The sequence below is a fragment of the Pullulanibacillus sp. KACC 23026 genome (assembly GCF_029094525.1).
GTDB lineage: Bacteria > Bacillota > Bacilli > Bacillales > Sporolactobacillaceae > KACC-23026.
In genome coordinates this window covers 1,291,154-1,313,686 of sequence record NZ_CP119107.1, presented here as the reverse complement: position 1 = coordinate 1,313,686, position 22,533 = coordinate 1,291,154, and the positions used below count along the sequence as shown (strand labels likewise).

The window sequence follows — 22,533 nt, the reverse complement described above, 5'->3', positions numbered from 1 at the left end:
CTTCGGATAAACGCTAAAATAAAAGAGAGTGTCTCAACTTTGAGACACTCTCTTTTTATTTGCCATCAATCTAGCAACCTTTTATTCTAGCACTTCTCATCTTTAAACAAAAATATGATAGAATATAATGGAGCGTTTTCAGCTTAAAAGTTACTACCTAAACAAATCACTAGAACTCATTAGGGATCTGTTTAGAGGGAGGAAGGAAGTTATGTCATTTAAACCTTCTGATCTTCTAGCCAAACTAAATAAGGGCATTGCCTGGTTAGAGCAGAAAAAAGTATTAAAAAGCTTTCGAGTAAGCGGAAAGGTCATATGGAATTTATTTTTAATTCTTATATCTCTAGGCTTCATTTCCATCTTTTTCTTTGGAGGGGTTGCAGCAGGGTATTTTGCTTCTCTTGTTCATAAACAACCCATTCTAAGCTATGCCGATATGAAAAAGGACATCAATAATTACTCCGAAACAAGCACTGTTTATTTCGACGGAAACATCCAATTAGGCAAATTGAAAACGGACTTATTACGGACCCCCGTTCAACTTAAGGATGTCTCAAGCAATTATATTGATGCTTTGCTTGCAACAGAGGATGAACTCTTCTACCAACATCAAGGTGTTGTCCCCAAATCAGTGATTCGAGCCACCTTCCAAGAACTAACCAATCAGCCGATTGTGACGGGCGGAAGTACGATCACCCAACAATTGGTGAAAAACCAGATTCTCACAAATGAGGTCTCCTTTGATCGGAAGGCAAAGGAAATATTATTAGCCCTAAGATTAGACCGATTCTTTAGCAAAAATGAGATTCTGGATGCGTACATAAATGTCATTCCATTTGGACGAAATGCTGCGGGTCAAAACATAGCAGGTGTTCAAACCGCCGCAAAAGGTATTTTTGGTGTCGATGCAAAGGATTTGAACCTCCCGCAAGCTGCCTTTATTGCCGGGATCCCTAAAAATCCATTTGCTTATACCCCATTTTTAAATGGCGGAGGGGTCAAGAGTGATATTTCAGCAGGTGTGAATCGAGCTCATGATGTGCTTAAGAACATGCTGAATGCCGGTTATATTAACCAAGATCAATATAATCAAGCAATTAACTATGATTACGAAAAGCATTTTGTTAAGAAAACCGACCCCGTTGTCTCCAAATATCCTTACCTTATGCCTGAGGTAAGAAGTGAAGCGGCCAAACAGTTAGCAATCGTAAACGCCAACAATCAAGGCTATAACGGGACGACACTCTCGAACGATTATGACACGCTTTCTAAGCTCAAAACACTGAATAGTTACCCTGCCTACAGCAAACTCACGATTCAGGAGATCTGCAAAAAACAAGGGGTAGACTATACAACCTTAAAGAAAAACAGTGATCTCTATCAGGAATTCTATGACAATGCAGGAAAACAATTAGATCAAAACGGGTATAAAATCTACACAACCATTAATAAGCAAATATATGACAAGATGCAGAAGACAGCAACTTCCTATAATGGCTATGAAAGTGATAAAGTGTTCACTTATACGGATGCTAAGACAGGTGAAAAGAAAACACTGACCTTCCCAATGGAGCTTGGTGCCGTTCTGATCAAAAACGATACGGGCGCCATTGTTAGTTTCGTGGGCGGCCGACAGAATAAAATGGAGTTTTCTCAAATTAACCACGCTTTGGATGCGAAACGGCAAAACGGGTCAACCATGAAGCCATTGCTCGATTATGGGCCCGCCATAGAGAATGGAATTTTATCACCGGGGACCATCTTAGCGGACTTACCAACGACTTATCCAGGCAATTATTCTCCGCATAACTATGGCTCTGAGGGAGACGGTCTCTTCCATGGATTTGAAACGGCTCGTTATGCTTTGGCGGAATCGCACAACCTCCCTGCCATTCAAACTTATTGGGAGAATTTGCAGCATTTCCAACCTCTGAATTATCTTCAGAAGATGGGCTTTACTAATCTTGTTTATCCTGATAATGGACCGTTACCTGTAGCCATTGGCGGGTTAACACTCGGAACAACTGTCGAACAAGACACAAATGCTTATGCGACGTTTGCAAATGACGGAAATTTTGTGGGTGCTTACATGATTAAAAAGATCGTTGATAAAAATGGAAAAACCGTTTATCAGCATAAAACGACTTCCACAAAGGTCTTCAGCCCGCAAACCTCTTATATGGTCATTGATATGCTCCGAGATGTCATTAATAAAGGAACGGCAGCTGGTCTGAAAAGCCTGCTTAACTTTAATAGTGACCTTTACGGAAAAACAGGAACGACACAGAACTGGGACGATTCTTGGTTAGTTGCTGGAAATCCGTCAATGACATTAGGTGTTTGGAACGGATATGACCAGCAGCAGGTCACGATCAACGGAAAGGTACATAAGCTTGAGCTCGACCCTTACACGTATCATGAGCATAACACTCAAATATGGGCAGATCTTGCCAATGATGCTTATTCTGTTGAGCCTTCATTAATGGCACCGAAACAGTCCTTTTCAAAGCCAAGCGGTGTTGTAACCGAAACCTTCTGTGGTTTGACCAATGGTCCCGCTTCGAGCGATTGTAAGGCAGCAGGTATGCAATCAACGGATTTAATTAATACAAAGTTCCAGCCTTCTGGGAAGGATACCGCTTTTGAAAGAGGAAATTATGTCATTATAAATGGAAAAGAATACCCTGCTCTTTCAAGTACTCCTTCACAATTTACTAAGTCTGGTGTTCTATTAAGTGAGTCCTTTATTAAAAGCCATCTTCCTTATATACAATGGAACGAGGTTAGCAATAATCCTTTAAAGAATACGATCCAAGTGGCCGAGTTCAATGCGGATAACCAATCCCCTTCTAAACCATCGAGTGTTGGTTATTCATCGGGTAAACTTACATGGTCCAAGAGTCCCTCAAATGATGTTGTAGGATACCGAGTCTATGAGGCCTCCAACGGGACAAACGACTTTAAAAAGATTTCTGAGGTCATGTCGGACACGTTATCGATCTCAGTCTCACAATCAGCGGCAGCCTACTATGTCACTGCTGTTGATATAACAGGTAAAGAATCGGCTCCATCTGACCAAATAATGGTAGGTGAATATAGTCCGACTACCACAGACCCTACTTCAGACAATAAGGCATCAGAAGATAAGGGTGACGGAACAGACAATGGGACAACCGCCTCAGAAGGAAACGGAACAACCAATCCTTCAGGAAATGATACAAATAGCGGGGCTGTTAACCAAACTGGAACAGACAATTCTAACGGGTCAGGTGCAAGCAGTCAAACGAGCACCCAGACAAGCGGTCAATCAAGCGATTAATCATATAAAAAAGTTTTAAAACAAAACCCCTCAGATACTGGATCTGAGGGGTTTCTCTTTTCTTTTCATTTGGCTTTTTTCACATTTTGCAAACTTTGCTGCTTTTAAACCGCTTTTAGTCTTGATGCTCTTTTGTCGAATGACGATATTCAATCCGATGAGGCAGTACGACGGTTTCCTCATCAACGCTTTCTTTATTCATATACTTAGTAAGTAATCGCATGGCGACAGCACCGATATCATAAAGCGGTTGAACAATGGTTGAGAGCGTTGGTCGGACCATTTGGGCTAGACGGGTATTCTCACAGCTGATTACTTCAATGTCATCTGGTACAGACATATGGTTATCTTGGATCTGATGTATCACCCCAAGGGCCATTTCATCTGTTGCAGTAAAGATAGCTGTTGGCTTCTCAGGAAGCTGCATTAACTGTTCTACCGCTTCGCTTCCTGAATCATACGTATAATCTCCAACTGCCACATAGCCATCATTATAAGTTAGTCCACCGTCTTCTAGCGCACGGCGATAGCCTTTTAATTTGGCTTCACCATTAATAGGATCCTCAACCGGTCCTATAACCGCTGCTATCCTTTGATGACCGCGGTCAACAAAATAAGAAATCGCATCATAGACAGCTTGTTCATAATTAATGTTGACAGAAGGAATTTGGTTGGACTCATCAAGTGTTGCCGCAAGAACGACAGGGACGGATGACTGCTTAAAGGTGCGAATATGCTCCTCTGAAATTTTTCCACCCATGAACACAATGCCATCTACTTGTTTACCAAGCATCGTATTAATTAAATGCAATTCTTTATCCAAGTTTTGATCAGAATTGCTTAAAATGATATTGTATTTGTACATTGTCGCAATATCTTCAATACCGCGGGCAAGCTCAGAAAAGAAAATACTCGAGATATCAGGGATAATAACCCCTACCGTTGTTGTCTTCTTACTCGCAAGTCCTCTGGCCACCGCGTTTGGTCGATACCCCAATTGTTCAATGGCAGCTAAAACTTTTTTCCGAGTAGTCGGTTTGACATTCGGATTGCCATTAACAACACGAGAAACCGTCGCCATCGACACACCTGCTTCTCTTGCTACATCATAGATTGTTGCACTCATTTCGTCTCCTCCTCATATGTACGGAATCTCGTAATAATCGTAATAGAATTTTTATAACTCTTTCTTGGCGTCTTCAACTTTCAGGGTCAATAAAATGAAACTAAGTTGTATATAATCGGCCATTATGTCTATTCTTTACTATTATAATCAAATTATGGTGCGAACGTCTATTTGTCAAGCTAATGTACGCGTATTCATTTTAAAATTTTTGTAGAATCGTGTTTTTATCATGAAAAATGTCGTATTTAAATAGACGTTACTCACATTTATTCCCAAATTTGTCCTCTTTCAACCGCTATAAATAAAAAAAACCGTTCTCCTTATTTGGCAGGAACGGCTTTTTCATTTCTTACTTATGCTTTTGTTAATAGACCAGATGGCTCAAGTGCCTTCACAAATTCATCAAACTGCTTGAAATCCATTTGCTGCTCAGAATCAGAAAGAGCGACACTTGGATCCGGGTGAACTTCCACCATTACACCATCTGCACCAATTGCCAGCGCGGCTTTTGCCGTTGGAATCAGCAAATCACGTCGGCCTGTTGAATGGGTGACATCGACGAACACAGGTAAATGCGTTTCTTGTTTAAGAATTGGAACAGCCGAGATGTCCAGAGTATTACGGGTGGCTCGTTCAAACGTCCGAATCCCTCTCTCACACAAAATGATATTCTCATTCCCGGAGTAGTAAATGTATTCAGCCGCTTTCATAAATTCATCAATCGTTGCTGCGAGACCTCTTTTTAGTAAAACAGGTTTGTGGGCTTGACCGGCTGCTTTCAATAGCTCAAAATTCTGCATGTTACGGGCACCGATTTGGATAACATCCAAGTAATCCTGAGCCATTTCAATATCATGTGGGGAGACGATTTCACTAATAACAGCAAGATCGTATTTGTCGGCAATTTTTTTAAGAATCTGGAGTCCTTCAACACCAAGCCCTTGGAAATCATAAGGAGATGTTCTTGGCTTAAAAGCACCACCGCGTAAAAATTTAATGCCGTGCTTTTTGACTTGTTCCGCTACACTCGCGGTTTGTTCAAAACTTTCAACGGAGCAAGGTCCTGCAATCAGGCGCTGTTCGCCATCACCGATTCGCTCACCACGTATAGTAATGACTGTATTCTCTTGCTTGCGTTTTCTTGAAACCAATAAGGCTTTTCGGCGATCTTCTTCTTGTAACGAGAGCGCTATTTTTAAGATTTCTTTAAAGATATGCTGAACACGTCCGGTTTCAAATGGGCCATTGTTGCGTCCCGCAATCTTATCCATAATGGCGCGTTCACGGACAGGGTCATAAGGGTCAACCCCTTTTTCCTTTTTCAATTCGCCAATCTTTTGAACAATGATACCGCGCTGGTTGATTAACTCAAGGAGTTGATCATCGATTTTGTCAATCTGACCGCGCAAGCCATCTAATGTGTTTTCACTCATGTTTCTCCCTCCACCTTTTTCAATCTTAAGAAATATTATATACGAGAGCTAACATCTTGTCACGACTTTTTACTTTAATAATTAAACGCTTTTATGCGTTAAAGCAACATAAAGAATGACAAAATTTCCTTTTATTTAGGGACAAACCTTGTATTCCCCTCATTTATAAATTTTAAAAATTAAGATAAACTTAGTTTCCAAAAAAAGTTTTAATAAAAAAACCCCAAAATTGCCAGAGTTTCTCTAACAATTTTGGGGTCTCTATCTGCTTTTGTTAATGGCCTCGTCAGGCTTGATCTTCTTCTGTTGATTGTGAAGCTTCGATTTCTCTTAATGTCTCGGCTTCAATCGTATCTTCCGCCTCTGGTGTTGACTTCCCCACAACTGGCCATTCCTTGACTCGACTCACAATTGCAGAGGATTGATCACTCATATTCTTCGCGAGGTCAGTCGATTTCTCTTTTGCTTTTTGAGCCAAAGTCGTGCCCTTATCTTTCAAGGAGATGGATTGTTCACCAATCGTTTGTCTAATTTCTTTACCCGTCTTTGGAGCAAAAAGCAATGCGCAAGATGCACCGACTATTCCTCCAAAGAATGCTCCAATCATAAAATCTTTTAAGTTTATCGAGTCGTTCTTGTCTTTTCCCATTATTTATTTCCTCCCCTTTATCAAATTTCTCCTGTTTAATCTTCGTTTCCGATTTGCTGACGTCTCACTTTCCATTTCGTCCAAAGATCTAACGCTGCATCTCCCCACTGAAGCACACGTGCCACCTCTTCAGAGTATTGTTCACTTTTCTCTGTTACCGTCTCAGTTATTCGGCGAACGGAATGGTTAATAGTTTGAATCGATTCTCCCACACCCTGGATAGAATTAAAGATAGGTGTTAAAGTTTTCGAACGCTCATGCAATTCTTCTGTAATCACATTGGTTTTATGTAATAGATCCGTCGTTTCACGAGTGATTCCTTCCATTTGATGAACCACCTCATTCATGGTCTTAGAGACATTGTTTAACGAGTTCTGAGCTGATTTTAAGGTTTGCGAGACATAGATCACTAAGATCGTAAAAGCAATCGCTAGCAAGGCGACACTCAGTGATAGAATCCATTCCAAAATAGTTGCCCTCCTTTTTAGTGTAATACCCTTAATTAATTTTAGTCAAACAGGCTTTTGTTATCCAATAGATCTATTAAATTTTTTTTTGGTTAGCTTTCCATTCATTTGCCAATAATACCTGCAAGTTTACCTAGTTCTATTGTATCAAGAAAATAGGCTGAATTAAAAGAAAAAGGGGCACTTTTTTAAAGTTAAGCCCCTATCAATTGTTCATATGCTTCTTGATATTTTTGAATATCTCCAGCTCCCATGAAAAGGATGACAGCATCTTTGTGCTTTTGTAGTTCAGCTAATGTTTCATCGTTCATAAGCTTTGAGTTTGGAATCTTGCTCTGCAGATCTTCAATTGTAAGCATTCCGCCCGACTCTCTGGCGGATCCGAATATATCACACAAATAGACGTAATCAGCAGCCTGGAGGCTCTCAGCAAATCCATCAAGAAAAGCAAGTGTCCGTGTAAAGGTATGGGGTTGAAAGACAGCCAATACTTCTTTGTCTGGCCACTTGTTACGGGCAGTTTGAATGGTAGCTTTAATTTCAGTAGGGTGATGCGCATAATCATCAACCAACACTTGATTGCCCATTTTTTTCTCTGAAAAACGTCGTTTAACTCCGCCGAATGTTGCCAATCTTTCCTTAAGAAGCGAGTTTGGAACACCTTCACGATCACAGAACGCGATAACGCCTAAAGCATTCAAGACATGATGGTCGCCAAAGCCTGGAATGGTATAGCGGCCAAAGAATTGCTTGTGCAGATAGACATCAAAGGTCGTTCCCTCATCGGTTCGAACGATGTTTCTCGCCTGATAGTCGTTTTCTTCAGACATGCCGTAATAGACAATGGGCACGATCGCTTTTATTTGTCTGACATTCAAGTCATCCCCGCAAGCAATGATTGCCTTTTTAACTCGCAATGCCATTTCTTGAAAAGCACTTATAACATCCTCTAAGTCTTTGTAGTAATCAGTATGGTCAAATTCTATATTCGTAATTAAGCAGTAATCCGGTGTGTAAGATAAGAAGTGGCGACGATATTCACAAGCTTCAAAAATAAAATACTCACTATCTTTAGCTCCTACTCCTGTTCCGTCGCCGATTAGGTAGGAGGTTGGAGCATATTCACGAAACACATGGGCCAAGAGTCCAGTCGTAGAGGTTTTCCCATGAGTGCCTGTTATCGCTACACTTGTATATTGCTTAGACAGCTGGCCGAGAAACGCATCATAGCGAATCGTTTCGGCACCTAATGCCCGAGCTTCTTTAATCTCTTCATGATCATCAGGAAACGCATTCCCGCAGATGACGACTTGATCCTTTTTTATATTATCCCTAGAAAATGGCAGAAGCGGAATCTCTCTCTCTTCTAAAGCATCTTGGGTGAAAAAGTGTTTAGTAACATCCGATCCCTGCACCGTTTCACCCATGTCATGTAATATTTGGGCGAGCGAACTCATGCCAGTCCCTTTAATTCCAACAAAATGATAATTGGTCATCCCGTAAACCTCCACATTATATAAAGTGGCACCTTATCATGAACGCACACATTTATTTTGGGCTTCTAACATAATATATGCCTTTTGCAACCAGTTGCTAATAAATTATCCTCTAAGGCAAGAAGCGGCATTTCCTCTAAGAGCAGGTCATCCTCTTTCTTTCCCTAATTCTTCCCGAGCTGGTTTCTTTAAAAAAGAACCGCCACATGTCAACTCCCAGGTGGCTTTAGCACCGAATGACTTGCAGGCGGTTAATTAGCTCTTAGAAAATCCGTAATATATTTTACCTTTATTCTCTACAATTGTAAAAGATTAATTCATTAGTCTATTCGTTCCGTACTAAGAATATCTGACTCAAAAGTCATCCTGTCCATTAAAACTTGACGAGGCTTCGAGCCATTTGATTCGGTAATGACTGCAGCTGCCTCTAATTGGTCAACGAGTCGTGCTGCGCGATTATAGCCGATTCGAAAGCGTCTCTGCAGGCTCGAAACAGAAGCTTGTCCCTGCTCAATGACAAAATGACCCGCCTCTTCAAATAATTCATCCTCTTCTTGATCCCAGGAAGACCTTTCTTGAAGATCACTCGCATCAAATAAATAACCAGGTGACTCTTGATCGTGAAAAGTATTCGTAATCTTTTCGATTTCCTCATCTGTCACAAAGGTTCCTTGAAGTCGAAGCAGACTTCTTGAACCATTTTCAGAGAATAATAAATCCCCTTGGCCTAATAATCTCTCAGCACCGCTCATATCAAGAATGGTTCTAGAATCAGCCTGTGAGGAGACACTAAAGGCAATCCGAGTTGGAATATTCGATTTGATCAAACCCGTAATGACATCAACAGATGGCCGCTGTGTAGCAAGCAGCATATGAATACCCGCTGCTCTCGCCTTCTGTGCAATACGGCAGATCGCCGCCTCTACCTCTTGCGGACTTGTCATCATTAAATCGGCAAGCTCATCAATCACAATCACAATATAAGGTAATTTAGGTCCGTCAATCTTTCCGGTACCAACAAGATCGTTATATCTCGACAAATCACGAACACCTGTATCTGCAAATAATTGATAACGATTTTCCATTTCATCCACCGCCCACTTTAAGGCAAGTGCGGCCTCTCTCGTTTGAGTAATTACAGGGGCAGCGAGATGCGGCAAATTCCGGTACGTGGCTAGCTCCACCACTTTCGGGTCGATGAGAATAAATCGAAGCTCATCAGGAGTCGCTTTATAGATAAGACTCAAAATTAAGGAATGAATGCAAACACTCTTCCCTGAACCCGTCGCTCCCGCAATTAATCCATGAGGCATTTTCGCGAGATCAGTCACGACATGATTCCCTGAGATGTCTTGACCTAATACAGCGGTCAAAGGGGATTTGGCGCTTTGGTAAGCCTGGGAACTCAATAATGCTTTCAGATGCACGGGTTTGCGAGATTGATTGGGAATCTCAATGCCAACCGTATTTTTCCCTGGAATAGGAGCGATCCGAATTTGGCTCGCTGAAAGTGCTAGTTTCAAATCCTCAGTCAAACTAATCACTTTATTCACTTTAACACCAGGGTGCAGGCGAATTTCAAAACGCGTCACGGTTGGTCCTTGAACATAACTTATAACATCTGCTTTTACATTGAAATTTCTTAGAGATTCAGCTAAAAGAATCCTTTTACTCTCAATCCACTCTTTATCATCAACCGTTGTATTGGGACCGGGATCGCTCAATAAGTCCAAGGTCAGAGCCTTCGTCCTTTTTCGTTCTAATCGTTGCTGTCTGACTCGATCTGACTGATACATAAGCACATTGAACGGAACACCCGCCGGCTTTGGATGTGGCGGTGAAGGTGGTCGACTCACAGTAAGCGGTTCTCGCTCAGATGTCCCGGACGGTTCTTCTGATTGATTCGTCTGGGATGGTGAAGAACCACCATGAGCCTCTGGTATCTGGTCTTGCTTATTCTCGTGCTCTTGTTTCTCTTGGACGGCGACGATTACCTCTTGTTCCTCCTGAGAAACGTTCTTATCAATCGGATCACTGACTACAACTTGCGGAGCTTCCTGTTCGACCGGCTCATTCGTCAACGCTGGGTGCGGCTCTTGTGCAGCTTCCTGCGCAATCGGCTCATTGATCGGCTCTGGGGGCGGCTCTTGTACAGCTTCCTGCGCAATCGGCTCATTGATCGGCTCTGGGTGCGGCTCTTGTACAGCTTCCTGCGCAATCGGCTCATTGATCGACTCTGGGCGCGGCTCTTGTGCGGCTTCCTGCGCAATCGGCTCATTGATCGGCTCTGGGCGCGGCTCTTGTACAGCTTCCTGCGCAATCGGCTCATTTGTCAACTCTGGCCGCGGCTCTTGTACAGCTTCCTGTTCAACCGGCTCATTCGTCAACTCTCGGTGCGGCTCTTGTGCGGCTTCCTGCGCAATCGGCTCATTGATCGGCTCTCGGCGCGGCTCTTGTGCAGCTTCCTGCGCAATCGACTCATTGATCGGCTCTCGGTGCGGCTCTTGTGCAGCTTCCTGCGCAATCGGCTCATTGATCGACTCTGGGCGCGGCTCTTGTACAGCTTCCTGCGTAATCGGCTCATTGATCGGCTCTGGGTGCGGCTCTTGTACAGCTTCCTGCGCAATCGGCTCATTGATCGGCTCTCGGTGCGGCTCTTGTGCAGCCTCCTGCTCAATCGGCTCATTGATCGGCTCTCGGCGCGGCTCTTGTGCAGCTTCCTGTTCGATCGGCTTATTGACTGAAACAGGAGGAGCGTCTTGTAGCATCTCTTGCTTAATCCGCTCCCCTCCTGTAGGAAGGCTAACAGCTGGCGGCGTTTCACTAGAGGTTAATCCCTTTTGTTCAAAGGGCTGTAGCGCATTGTCTTTTAAGAGACTCCCTACCTGACTACTCGAGGGCTTCGAGTGATGCTCTTGTCTGATAAACGCTGGCTTTTCAAGGTCACGTTTCTCTGCAGGAATCACTTTTTTCTCCTTATCCTCTACTGATGGTTTCATAATCTCAGCAGGTTTAGGTCTCGAACGAAACCCATAGACAGGAGATGGGACGGTTGTTGCGACAAATCGTGCTTTCTTTACAGGGGCCGTTGACGGATTTGAGGATGAAGTTCCTCCAGCACGATGTTGATGTTGATCAGGATTCGCCTTCGGTTCCTGTTTCGGTATAGGCATCTTAGGCTCACTGTTTCTCATTTTTCGCCTGCCCGATGAAAAAGAAGACGACGGCAGACTGCTCGCTTTCTGATCTTCTGGATAACGATGCATCATTCTAACATCAATAGCTCGATGAGGATCTTCAAATCGCCCGACTATCTGTTTAGTTTCCTTACCTAGGGGAAATGGACGTTCCATTTCATACGTATCGTCTTTAGAAGGAGGGTGAACTTCATCCACTTCATCCTCCAAGCCGAAGAAACGTTTCCACCAATTGGACATCATTTCACCATTCTTTCTTTCTCTTACTTTCTATTTAAAAAAGGGTTGTTTATTCTATTTTGGCAGATAACGGACATTAACTCTTCTATTTGGTGGTTAGGAGTTGATCTTGATAGGACCAAAATCCTTCTCCAACCGGTGCTTCATCTGGAAGGACATAAATCCCTTTCTTCTGAGGCGCATTAGGTAAGGCTAACTCACGGGCAGAACAGATCATTCCTGAAGAGGCAACCCCTCTTAATTCTGCATCTTTAATGACTAAACCACCCGGCATTAACGCACCCACACGAGCCACAACCACCTTCTGACCTGCTTCTACATTTGGAGCCCCGCATACAATTTGAAGTGTTTGATCACCCAGGTTAACTTGGCACACCTTAAGTTTATCGGCATCAGGATGAGGAGTTAGCTCTTCGACATAGCCAATCAAGAAATCAGGACGCTGGTCAAAAGAAAGCTCGATTCCTAATTCTTCTTTTAATAAAGCAGTGAGTTTCTCAAGATCCGCTTGACTCGGTGTCCACTTGCCTTTTACCTGCTCCAAAGCTTCAAACTTTTGAGAAGCATTAAAAAGGTTGAGGCCAATGAGTTCTTCAGTGCCTTCTTTTAGTATAAGGGCCCAATCTCCCTTTCTTTCAGTCTTAACCTCATCGGCGTTTTCTTTCAATAAATGGAAGATTAACACATCTCCAATACCTTCTTTGTTGTAAAAAAGTGATGTCATGTTAGCTTCAATCCTTTCGTTCATCAGGAATAGGTTTTGATTTTGATTTTGGCATTATAAATATAGGTCTAAATTCACCCTCTTCATATAGAAAAGGAAGTGATGTAATGGGTATTGTGCCAGTCGTAAAAAAGTGCATGGCCATCTGAGCAAGAATATCGTATCCTTGGTTATTTTGGATATCCGCAAAAATAAGGACATCTTGATGGGGGATAGCACAAACAAAAGTTCCTTCTATTTTATCATACATGGCCTCCACAAAGGATTGGTTTAACAATCGGCTTGCATCATAGCCATCATTATGATTAACAAAATAAAACGTATTTCCAGCGACTTTGTCTTCTTTTGTTTGAGTCGGCAATGAGCGCAAATTAAATCGTGCCATTTCATCGAGTTCAGTTGCCGTCAAATTATGGCGTTCAAGAAAAGTCTCATCTACAAGGCGATAGGTTTGTCCAAGATCTAAGGCATAATAAATTCGTGATTCTGCCGTGTGGGGGCGAGTTATTAATTGAGTTCCCTCAGACGTTTTGGTTGTAAAGGAAGTTGAGCGAATCACTGGAAATAATCGTCGTTCAAACTCGCGATCCTCTGCAGGACTGCTCATCGCTTCTAGTGTCTGTTCGACATAATAAATCACTTCTTCGACTGCCTTTTCTTTTTCATCTTCATAACGAGCACAAATACCAGGAAGTGAAAGCGTCATACCTTTTCCCGCTGACTGACTTTCCACTCTTAGCTTTTCATTCTTTGAATCATAAGTGATCTGTCTGTTTTCGGCTTCCAAACGTTGAGTCAGTAATGCCGCCATTTCTTTCTCTTTCATGAAAATCCCTCCATTTGGAGTCTAAATTTTATTGTACCACGACAAGTGCAAGTAGAAAAACAGGATCTCCCTATTTTTGTTAAAATGGTTCTTTTATGCTAGTTTTGCCATGAAGAAAACCCATAGAGGATTATTTGCCCCTATGGGTTTCTGCAATCTATAATGAGGAATCACTCAGGCGATAATTCAGCCCACTTCCAAGACTGGTCCTTTGACCTCTTCAAAGTCACTGAATGGATGACTTTCGTGAACAGTTGTGAATCTTTTCCCACTTGCCCGATCTACCAGATGATTAATGGTTAGTGTCTGCTCTGAGAAAACAGCAGTTTTGTTACATGAGTAAACATATCCAAGCGTGTGACAGCACCCTGTGTTAAAATACCAATTGCTCCTTGATGCTGACGAGTGCCGATTGAATGAGCATACTCATCCATCACGTCTCCAAGCTCTTTTCCTTCTTCTAATCCTTTAACAACCAGATCAGGAAGCGGAATGCGAGCTCCACCTGCTGTAAAAAGTTGGTTGTCTGCGGTGACCATTGCCCCCCAGTTACATAAATAGAGTGTAGGCCCTATCCACATGACCCCACCTTCTAAACCGATTCCAGCCTCAGCCTGTTCACAGGCCTTAAGCGCATTTCGAGCTCGATTAATCGCACCTTGTAGCGTTTCTTCGTCACCAATAGGCTGATTGGACACCTCAGATGGGACATCAACACTTAGCACCGTACTTCCTTCTGGACAAGACGCCCTCACTGAATTAAGTTTGGCTTGGTTCTGACTTCCTACACTAATAATCATGGGGCTTCACCTTCTTAGATGGCTTTTTACCCTTTTTCAAAAAGATGTCCGGATCAAAATTCAATCAGCGGAAAGGGTCTATCCACTTAGTTTAACCGTCTTAAAATTGTTGGCCTCGGATCGAGTCAACCGTTGACTTGTCTGATGATTTGACAAGCTCAATCAAAAGAGCTTTTGCAGCCGCATAATCGTCAACATGAATCATGGAAGCCGATGTATGAATATATCTTGAGCAAATTCCAATTACAGCGGATGGAATCCCATTTAAATTAGTATGAACACGTCCTGCATCGGTTCCACCTGCTGATACAAAATATTGATAAGGGATATCATGGGTTTCAGCCGTATCAAGAATGAATTCACGCATGCCTTTATGGGTCACCATTGTCCGGTCAAAAATACGCAAAAGCGTTCCTTGTCCAAGCTGGCCAAACGCTTCTTCATCTCCTGAAGCATCATTAGCCGGTGAAGCATCAAGTGCAAAAAAGAGATCCGGTTTAATCATAGTTGAAGCGGTTTGCGCCCCTCTTAGTCCAACCTCTTCTTGCACGGTTGCCCCTGAGTAGAGCGTATTCGGTAAGGTCTCATCCTTTAATGCCCGTAACAGCTCAATTGAAAGACCGCAGCCATAACGGTTGTCCCAAGCCTTTGCTAAAATCTTCTTCTCATTAGCTAGCGGTGTAAAAGGACAAATGGGCACGATAAATTGTCCCGGACGCACCCCGATTCGCTCGGCATCCTCTTTATCGTCGGCACCGATATCAATCAACATATTTTTGATATCCATCGGCTTATTCCTGACAGAATCCTCTAAAAGGTGAGGAGGAATCGAGCCGATGACACCCGTAATAGGCCCATTATCCGTCATGATCTGAACACGTTGCGCGAGCAAGACCTGACTCCACCACCCGCCAAGCGGTTGAAAACGCAGCATCCCATTTTTTGTAATCTGGGTCACCATAAAGCCAACTTCATCCATATGTCCAGCGACCATCACAGTTGGACTTCCTTCAGGTCCCTTCTTCAAACCAAAAATACTCCCTAAGTTGTCCTGAACGATCTCATCCGAAACCTTTGTTAATTCCTCTCTCATAAAGGAGCGCACCTGATGTTCGAAACCAGATGCTCCTGGAAGCTCAGTCAATGTTCGAAATAAAGCTAACGTTTCTTGATTCACCATCTCATCCCCTTAACAGATATTAAAGATATGTACTTCACTATTTTACTGTAATAATTAAAATGTTCAAATGAACCTGCTTTTTACTTTTTATCATAGATTGGTTTAAATAAGCGCTCTCCTGTATACTTTAAATACAAGACCAACATTTAAAGGGGGAAAACAAGTGACTAAATGGTCAAAAGTTGGAATAGCCTTTGCTATTGGATTCGCAGGCGGTTATCTTTTGCAAAAATCATTAACTAAAGACAGATTAGCACCAGAAGAAGCCCTTAAGAAAGTAAAAAAACAAATCAATAAACAGATTAACATAGACGGTTCTTGGATTTATCAACACACTGAGGAATGGGACGGCAATCAAGTCCCGCAAAAAGTCTACCGCGGCGGTATAACCGAACGAAAAGGGGAAGCTTTAAAGCATTATGATTTTATTGTAGATTCAGAAACTGGAGCGTTGCTGGAACTGACACCGCAAACGTGACATTTTCTTAGAGGACTCAACACCTTTTAATCCGAACAAAAACCTTGCCTCAAAACTCAGGCAAGGTTTTTTATGTAAATCGCTTTATTTTTTTGCAGGTTCTATCAAGTTGTTATTTAATTTAAATTCTAATGACGAATACCCTCTTCTTGATAACACAAATGCCGCAATAATGGGAACAATAATAATAAGAGCTAAAAAACCGCTGATTGGACCCAGCTCGAGCCTAACACTTGTTGAATGGGCTTTTTCATAGGCCTTAATGGCTGGAATGTTCATCACGTCGCCTTCTGTTAAAACAACGCCAGCGTCAGGTGCATAATAAGCATAATCCTTCCAATCTTTAAAGAAGATGCCATCACGCATGGTCTTGAAATGAGCGACAGCGGCCTGTACGGTAGTCACTTGAACCTCATCATTGCCATTTTTGACCTTAATGGGCTTATCGAGTTTAAAAGTCTTGGCGTCCTCTAATTTAAGCGAGCCTGATTTGTAATCATAATTTGCTTGCTTATACTGGGAATTGAACGTTTTAAACATTTTCCCGCTCGTCACGGTTTCAGCATGAGAAACGCCGAAAACGAAAAAAAAGGCAATAGCAACAGCTGAAAGTAATGCGGTGATTTTTTTTACCATAGTTACCCCCCTGTCTTGGTATCCGCTTTAAAACCAATGAGAATACCCGTTCTAAAGCGATAAACTGCCTGGCCAGTCCTCAGAGCAACACTCTAGGAAAGCGCTATTATCATAATAATACCACAAAACTGACTATTTCAAGCCCTATTTTCAAGAAGTGACCATTAAATTTAGAAAAACTTGGCTTTCCCTAAGGACTTTTGATGTAACTTTCAAGAAAGTCACAATCAGAGGAAGTCGCCAAGCCCTTAATGGCTGAAGCCTTAGTTTTACTTAGTTCGCAAAAATTTTTAATGCGTCGATTTTCTACCTTGCAAAAGTTTTATACTTTCTTAACCGTACAAAAAAATCTGCCAATAACCGGCAGATTTTTCTAGAAAAGCGAATTTACTTAGGCCAAGCCTCACATCGGTAGATCCGTTGTCCCTTATTAGAGAACTTCTCTTCGTATTCGGTCTTAACAATAGACAGATCTCCCGTACCGTGCAAATCCAGGCTGACATTCCTAATGATAAAACCATGATCAGAAAAGCTTTCTAATGAATATTCAAAGAGACCTTGATTATCGGTCTTCAGCTCGATATGACCTTCTTTAGAAAGCAGCGTCTTATACGTCTCCAAAAAACTCGAATAAGTCAAACGGCGCTTTTCATGCCGTTTTTTTGGCCAAGGATCTGAAAAATTAAGGTAAATGACCTCCACTTCACCCTCAGCAAAGTATTCAGCCAAATCTTTGGCATTATTATGAAGCAAGCGGACATTCTCAAGAGGCGTTTCTAACAATTTGTCCAATGCCTCGACAAGAACACTTCCCTGAAACTCCATCCCAATAAAATTAACATCAGGATGCTTCTTTGCCATCCCTGTTATAAATTGCCCCTTTCCCATTCCAACCTCAATATGAAGAGGCTGTTCAACAGGAAACACCTTTTGCCAACTGCCTTTCATGGATGCAGGATCCGATATGACCCAATTCGGGTGGGCTTCAATCTTATCCTTTGCCCAAGGTTTATGTCTGACACGCATAAAATGTACCTCCCATTAACAACTTTCTTAAAACGGATAACTTACCATACAGGGAAATGATTTCAAGACTAAAAAAGTCACATCCGTTTATCCTAAATAAAGAAAGGATAGGGATGTGACATATGGGACTCTCAGCAGAAGATCAAAAACGACTCATTTTAGATATTCTTAAAGCCCATCAGTCCGATCAAACGACGAGGCGAAATGAGCTTGAACAATTAAATCGATTAACTGCTCAGCTTCTGAATCAGACCCATTCTGAAACGCCGGTCCAACATTTAAATGCTCTTCAAACCTATTGTGAGCAGGAGAGTATAAATGCGGACGGAGCGTCTATGACTTCAAGCGAAGAATTAGACTCGCTCATTCAAGCGTTCGAGACAACTTAATGTGTTCCCATAGCCGGAAGAGCCTTTCTTCCGGTTTTCCCTTTAACAACTAGAAACGACTTGAATGTTGGTTATAGTGAATCAAGTTGTTTAAATAAAACTCCGCTTCTTTCTTGTTGCGCGGATAATGATAAAAAAAGAAAATTAAGGTTTGTGCAACCATATACCAATGCATGCGCAGCTGCAAATCAGGCGTTAAGGTCCAGCCATACCCTTTTAACCATGATTCCCAATCCGCTTCATCAATGTACCAATACAGGATAAGTGCTAAATCAAGAGCTGGATCGGCAATAATCGCTTGATCCCAATCCACTAAATAAAGCTGGTCGTCTTCATCAAGCAGCCAATTATTATGATTAATGTCTGAATGACAGACACGTTTATAATGGGTTTTAACCTTTTCCTTCGTTCGGGTTAAAAAAGCAAGTGCTTGCTTAATGGGTACCCAATCATTAAAGGAAACGGCTTTGTCCATAATATTATTTAAAAAGTGCTGCGGGGTCACTGCCTCTTTTCCCAATCTCGCGAGCATAAAAACGAGCGGCTCGGATTGGTGAATCTTTTTCAAGAGTTTGGCAACACGTTCTGACTTCATCTCGTGAGCTTTTAATTCGCGTCCTTCTAGCCATCTTTGGGCTGAGATGACATCACCGTTTTCCAAACGCTTTGTCCACAACAGCTTCGGTACAATACCCTCTGCAGATAATACTGCCAAGAAAGGAGATGAGTTGCGTTTTAAGAAAAGCTTCTTTTGTTCAGATTGAGCTAAGTAAGCTTCACCCGTCACACCACCTGCTGACGTAATGACCCAATCTTCATTATCAAACACCCTCATACCTTCACCTTTCTTCTAAAAACGCTCTATATAATCCTTTATTTAAAACGCTATTTTTGTGTTTAGGAAAAAAATAAGACCTCTTTAAAATATAACATTTTGCCTCTCGAGTCAACGCATTTTTACTCAGCGTTTTGACGTCAAGCCGCGTTTTGGACTCAACTTTTTCCTTTGACACCGCTACCAAACGGAAAAGTTTCAACGCGTTGATATTTGGGGAGTTCAGACGGCCTGACCGTATAGAGTACAATGTGGTCCACGATCCATTCTTTTAAAAAGGATAGTGGCGGTGCAGGCAGACGATCTAACTGAAGCGCCCCACCTCGCCATTTTTTGGCAATTGTAATATGAGGTCGATATGGACGGTTTTCCGCATGAAACCCATGGCTTGTGCACAGCTTATCAATTTGCTTTTGCCAGTCAAAAAGCTCAGGGTCACTTTCCGTACTCGCCCATAATACTCTTGGTGCATCGGTTCGTCCAAAGGTGCCCGCCCCCTTCCCTTTCATTTTAAAAGTTGAAAAAGACCGCGTTAGTTGATGAAGATCATCCGATAGCGCCTTTACTTGCTCCTCGGAAACACCGCCCAAAAATTTCAAGGTCACATGAAAGTCAGCTTCATAGACCCATTCTTTATAATCAAAAGGAAGTTCTTTTAATTGATCCGACCACTCGGCAAGGACTTTCTTGATTAATTTTGGAATGGGAACGGCTATAAAGTAATGTTTTAAAGTTGACATTTTATATTCTCCCTTTCATCATAAAATAGAAAGCATTTATTTTTAATGATTTTTCTTGTCTAACGCCTTCCTATAATGGGTTGCTTACTAGCTATTATAAGCTTTCCTATTTTGGATGAAGGTTAGACTGAAAAGACATCATATTAATTAGGAACTCTTCGAATAAAGGATGTGCTCGGTCTTATGAAACGTGTTGTAAATAATATTTCTGAACTTATAGGGGATACCCCGCTGATCCGTCTTAATCGCTTACCGGATCCCAATGGCGCAACAGTCTATGCGAAGCTGGAATTTGCTAATCCTAGCCGCAGCCTAAAGGACCGCGCTGCTTTTAATATGATTATTGAAGCAGAGAAGGCCGGACATCTAAAACCAGGTTCCACCATTATAGAACCAACGTCTGGAAACACCGGAATCGGCCTCGCCATGACAGCATCCGCTCGAGGCTACAGGACGATTATTGTCATGCCTGATAATAGTACTGCAGAACGAATCAATCTGCTTAAAGCCTACGGTGCAACCGTGTATCTTACACCTGCTGATGAGAAAATGCCAGGTTCGATCGAGAAAGCAAAGGAATTAATTAAAGAAATACCGAACAGCTTTATGCCCATGCAGTTCGAAAACAAAGCGAATCCCGATGCCCATCGAAAAACAACCGCTATCGAGATTGTAGAAGCTGTAAAGGAAATTGGAAAGCCTTTAAAAGCATTTGTAGCAACAGCCGGAACAGGAGGAACCGTTACCGGAACGGGTGAAGCCCTTAAAGAAGTGTTCCCTGAGCTTACGGTTCACGTCGCTGAACCTGCTGGCTCCCCTGTTCTGTCCGGCGGAAAGCCTGGCCGGCACAAACTCGTTGGGACAAGCCCCGGCTTTATTCCATCCGTCCTTAATCTTGATATCATTGATGAAATTATTCAAATTACAGATGAACAAGCTTATGAGGTGACTCGTCGACTTGCCCGTGAAGAAGGCATTTTAGTGGGTCCTTCCTCTGGTGCATCTGTCTTTGCGGCAATGGAAGTCGCCAAACGTCTTCCCAAAGACAGCATGGTTGTCTGTATGACCTGTGATACAGGCGAACGCTATCTGTCTGGAGACTTATTCTTATATGACTGAAGTCTTTAAAACACCCTTTGGTTCTTCCACAGGGTGTTTTTTCATTTAACTCACACGACCTTAACCTAGGCATGAAAATTGAAATCAGGGAACACTTTTAGGCGTTATCTTCAATTTAGGTGCTGTTTAAATTGACTTTTTCGAAAAATAAAGTAACATAATAATTAAGAAAAAAATCGACATTCTTTTTCCAAAAGACATGCACCTTACGTTTATCATCAGAGACTTTTAAAGACAAGCCTCATGGAATCAGGAAATATTTTGAATAGTTTTTCCTTTCGTGCCATAGAAATGCTTTAGAAGCTTTTTTAAAAGATTAAACGTTAAGGAGTGGTAGGTACATTGAACTCTTCTACTGACCGAATGTTGAATCGCGTAAAAGATGTTTACCTCTTTATTAAAGAAAAGGGAGGGACCGTTACGACTCAAGAATTGGTTGAAGCGTTCGATATGACCCCGCGCACGATCCAAAGAGACCTCAATATTTTGACGTACAATAAGCTCGTCAAAAGCCCTAGCCGCGGTATTTGGACACTGACAGATAAGAAAGTAAAGGTATCTTAGAGGATAAGGGTATAAGGACTTCCATTAAATACCAGCCAATACGATAAACCCGTTCTCTACATAAAAAACAGCTGGAAAAAGTCCAGCTGTTTTTTATGTAGAAGATAATCGCTCATGTTATCGGAGCTCTTTCAGGGGAACCAAAAGAATCGCAGACCATTTCGTTTTATAAAACAGGATTTGGAAGATAATAGTCTTGCCTTATGGGGTTCCGCTGCCGGTATGAGAATGAATAAGCGGAGAATTTCCGGCTAATGGTTAAAGGGACTACTGAAGAGACAAAAATAAGCGGACGTTTTCCGGTTAACGACTCCAAATCAAGCAAAAAACAAAGATTCGGATCAGATAAACGGAATATCTCCTCTTATTTTAAAGGAAATAAAGACATTTCCTAATTTAAACGGAATATCTCCGTTTATTTTTCAAACACCGTGCTATCCCCATTCAGTCAGAGCCCAATTTAAAGGAATCTCTAGATTACTGCGCCTTTTTCACAAGATTCCCCTCTAATAACTCATTTCTCTCATTATTAATCTTTCTTAATTTGCAGGAGTTGTTCTCTTTCTGTTTCAGTTAGCCTCCGATACTCCCCCAAAGCTAAGGAAGGGTCTAGAGAAAGCGGCCCCATTTTGGTTCTCTTCAAATATACAACTTCTCGGCCAACCGCATGAAACATTCGCTTTATCTGATGAAATTTACCTTCCGTAATCACGATTTCAACAAGTGGTTTCTCTTCATTTTTAAGGACTCTTAAAGAGGCAGGCTTGGTTCGCCCATCGCCAACAAGTTCAATTCCAGCAGCAAATTGTTCAATCATGTCCGATTGAATCGAAGCATTAATAATGGCCTCATACGTTTTCTTAACATGATGCTTAGGTGAAAGCAGAAGATGGCCCAAAGCTCCGTCGTTCGTGATCAGGAGCAGTCCTTCTGTATCCTTATCTAAACGGCCAACCGGAAAGAGATCTTTGTGCAAGTCCTGTTGATCAAAAAGATCCAGCACCGTCTTCTGGTGAGAATCTTCAGTCGCGGTTATCACTCCAGAAGGTTTATTAAGCATAAAATAGACAAATTCCTGATAGAGCATTGGAACACCGTCTAAAGTGACGCTATCTTTCTCTGGATGAACTTGCCGCGCTGACTGTTTTTCCACTTTGTCATTCACTTTGACACGTCCTGCTTTTAACAAGAGCTTGACATCTCTTCTTGTTCCGCCTCCGCAATGAGAGAGCCACTTATCTAAGCGCATGGTATCATTCCTCTTTCTAAACAAACAGGTTTATTTTCCA

At 42.1% G+C, this 22,533-nt stretch carries 20 protein-coding genes; 5 read left to right on the top strand and 15 right to left on the bottom strand.

The window, feature by feature from the left end; all coding sequences use genetic code 11:
• The first annotated feature begins 211 nt into the window (after positions 1 to 211).
• Positions 212 to 3,319 (top strand): transglycosylase domain-containing protein, encoded by a 3,108-nt coding sequence (locus PU629_RS05760; protein ID WP_275283334.1) that lies wholly within the window; start codon positions 212 to 214, stop codon positions 3,317 to 3,319.
• A gap of 115 nt (positions 3,320 to 3,434) precedes the next feature.
• On the opposite strand, the gene ccpA is transcribed toward PU629_RS05760, so the two are convergent.
• From ccpA to PU629_RS05710, 10 genes are all read right to left on the bottom strand, one after another.
• A complete protein-coding gene (gene ccpA, locus PU629_RS05755; protein WP_275283333.1) occupies positions 3,435 to 4,445 on the bottom strand; it encodes a catabolite control protein A in 1,011 nt (336 codons plus the stop codon).
• A gap of 353 nt (positions 4,446 to 4,798) precedes the next feature.
• Positions 4,799 to 5,878, bottom strand: coding sequence for a bifunctional 3-deoxy-7-phosphoheptulonate synthase/chorismate mutase (locus PU629_RS05750; RefSeq protein ID WP_275283332.1), 1,080 nt, complete (start codon positions 5,876 to 5,878; stop codon positions 4,799 to 4,801).
• 286 nt (positions 5,879 to 6,164) lie between these two features.
• Positions 6,165 to 6,527 (bottom strand): YtxH domain-containing protein, encoded by a 363-nt coding sequence (locus PU629_RS05745; protein WP_275283331.1) that lies wholly within the window; start codon positions 6,525 to 6,527, stop codon positions 6,165 to 6,167.
• A 35-nt stretch (positions 6,528 to 6,562) separates the two neighbouring features.
• Entirely contained in the window at positions 6,563 to 6,994 is a 432-nt protein-coding gene (locus PU629_RS05740) for a DUF948 domain-containing protein (RefSeq protein WP_275283330.1), read from the bottom strand.
• A 194-nt stretch (positions 6,995 to 7,188) separates the two neighbouring features.
• Positions 7,189 to 8,490 carry a UDP-N-acetylmuramate--L-alanine ligase gene (gene murC / locus PU629_RS05735; RefSeq protein ID WP_275283329.1) on the bottom strand — a complete coding sequence of 434 codons (1,302 nt, stop codon included), beginning with the start codon at positions 8,488 to 8,490 and terminating at the stop codon, positions 7,189 to 7,191.
• Positions 8,491 to 8,810: 320 nt separating this feature from the next.
• Positions 8,811 to 11,927 carry a DNA translocase FtsK gene (locus PU629_RS05730; protein ID WP_275283328.1) on the bottom strand — a complete coding sequence of 1,039 codons (3,117 nt, stop codon included), beginning with the start codon at positions 11,925 to 11,927 and terminating at the stop codon, positions 8,811 to 8,813.
• 85 nt (positions 11,928 to 12,012) lie between these two features.
• Positions 12,013 to 12,651, bottom strand: coding sequence for a YtpR family tRNA-binding protein (gene ytpR / locus PU629_RS05725; protein WP_275283327.1), 639 nt, complete (start codon positions 12,649 to 12,651; stop codon positions 12,013 to 12,015).
• 7 nt (positions 12,652 to 12,658) lie between these two features.
• The gene (locus PU629_RS05720) at positions 12,659 to 13,477 is read right to left on the bottom strand and encodes a DUF1444 family protein (RefSeq protein WP_275283325.1); all 819 of its coding nucleotides are present in this window, start codon (positions 13,475 to 13,477) and stop codon (positions 12,659 to 12,661) included.
• Positions 13,478 to 13,776: 299 nt separating this feature from the next.
• Complete coding sequence (locus PU629_RS05715; protein WP_275283324.1) at positions 13,777 to 14,277, bottom strand: DUF84 family protein; 501 nt, start codon at positions 14,275 to 14,277, stop codon at positions 13,777 to 13,779.
• Between the two features lie 100 nt (positions 14,278 to 14,377).
• On the bottom strand, positions 14,378 to 15,454 hold the full coding sequence (locus PU629_RS05710) for a M42 family metallopeptidase (protein WP_275284365.1): 1,077 nt from the start codon (positions 15,452 to 15,454) through the stop codon (positions 14,378 to 14,380).
• Between the two features lie 166 nt (positions 15,455 to 15,620).
• Between PU629_RS05710 and PU629_RS05705 the strand changes: the two genes are divergently transcribed.
• Complete coding sequence (locus PU629_RS05705; RefSeq protein ID WP_275283323.1) at positions 15,621 to 15,935, top strand: PepSY domain-containing protein; 315 nt, start codon at positions 15,621 to 15,623, stop codon at positions 15,933 to 15,935.
• Positions 15,936 to 16,019: 84 nt separating this feature from the next.
• Here the strand turns inward: PU629_RS05705 and PU629_RS05700 are convergent, their stop codons facing one another.
• Entirely contained in the window at positions 16,020 to 16,571 is a 552-nt protein-coding gene (locus tag PU629_RS05700) for a hypothetical protein (protein ID WP_275283322.1), read from the bottom strand.
• 387 nt (positions 16,572 to 16,958) lie between these two features.
• Positions 16,959 to 17,597, bottom strand: coding sequence for a tRNA (guanosine(46)-N7)-methyltransferase TrmB (trmB, locus tag PU629_RS05695; RefSeq protein ID WP_275283321.1), 639 nt, complete (start codon positions 17,595 to 17,597; stop codon positions 16,959 to 16,961).
• Positions 17,598 to 17,719: 122 nt separating this feature from the next.
• Between trmB and PU629_RS05690 the strand changes: the two genes are divergently transcribed.
• On the top strand, positions 17,720 to 17,986 hold the full coding sequence (locus PU629_RS05690) for a YtzH-like family protein (RefSeq protein WP_275283320.1): 267 nt from the start codon (positions 17,720 to 17,722) through the stop codon (positions 17,984 to 17,986).
• A gap of 49 nt (positions 17,987 to 18,035) precedes the next feature.
• Here the strand turns inward: PU629_RS05690 and PU629_RS05685 are convergent, their stop codons facing one another.
• Together PU629_RS05685 and thpR are read right to left on the bottom strand one after the other, a co-directional pair.
• Positions 18,036 to 18,821: a phosphotransferase family protein gene (locus PU629_RS05685; RefSeq protein WP_481900480.1), complete on the bottom strand. Its 786-nt coding sequence runs from the start codon at positions 18,819 to 18,821 to the stop codon at positions 18,036 to 18,038.
• 158 nt (positions 18,822 to 18,979) lie between these two features.
• Positions 18,980 to 19,561: an RNA 2',3'-cyclic phosphodiesterase gene (thpR, locus tag PU629_RS05680; RefSeq protein ID WP_275283317.1), complete on the bottom strand. Its 582-nt coding sequence runs from the start codon at positions 19,559 to 19,561 to the stop codon at positions 18,980 to 18,982.
• Positions 19,562 to 19,744: 183 nt separating this feature from the next.
• On the opposite strand from thpR, the gene cysK reads away from it, so the two are divergent.
• The gene (cysK, locus tag PU629_RS05675; RefSeq protein ID WP_275283316.1) at positions 19,745 to 20,680 is read left to right on the top strand and encodes a cysteine synthase A; all 936 of its coding nucleotides are present in this window, start codon (positions 19,745 to 19,747) and stop codon (positions 20,678 to 20,680) included.
• Between the two features lie 342 nt (positions 20,681 to 21,022).
• The gene (locus PU629_RS05670) at positions 21,023 to 21,244 is read left to right on the top strand and encodes a DeoR family transcriptional regulator (RefSeq protein WP_275283315.1); all 222 of its coding nucleotides are present in this window, start codon (positions 21,023 to 21,025) and stop codon (positions 21,242 to 21,244) included.
• A gap of 529 nt (positions 21,245 to 21,773) precedes the next feature.
• Here PU629_RS05670 and PU629_RS05665 read toward each other — a convergent pair.
• Positions 21,774 to 22,493 (bottom strand): pseudouridine synthase, encoded by a 720-nt coding sequence (locus PU629_RS05665; RefSeq protein WP_275283314.1) that lies wholly within the window; start codon positions 22,491 to 22,493, stop codon positions 21,774 to 21,776.
• Positions 22,494 to 22,533 lie beyond the last annotated feature (40 nt).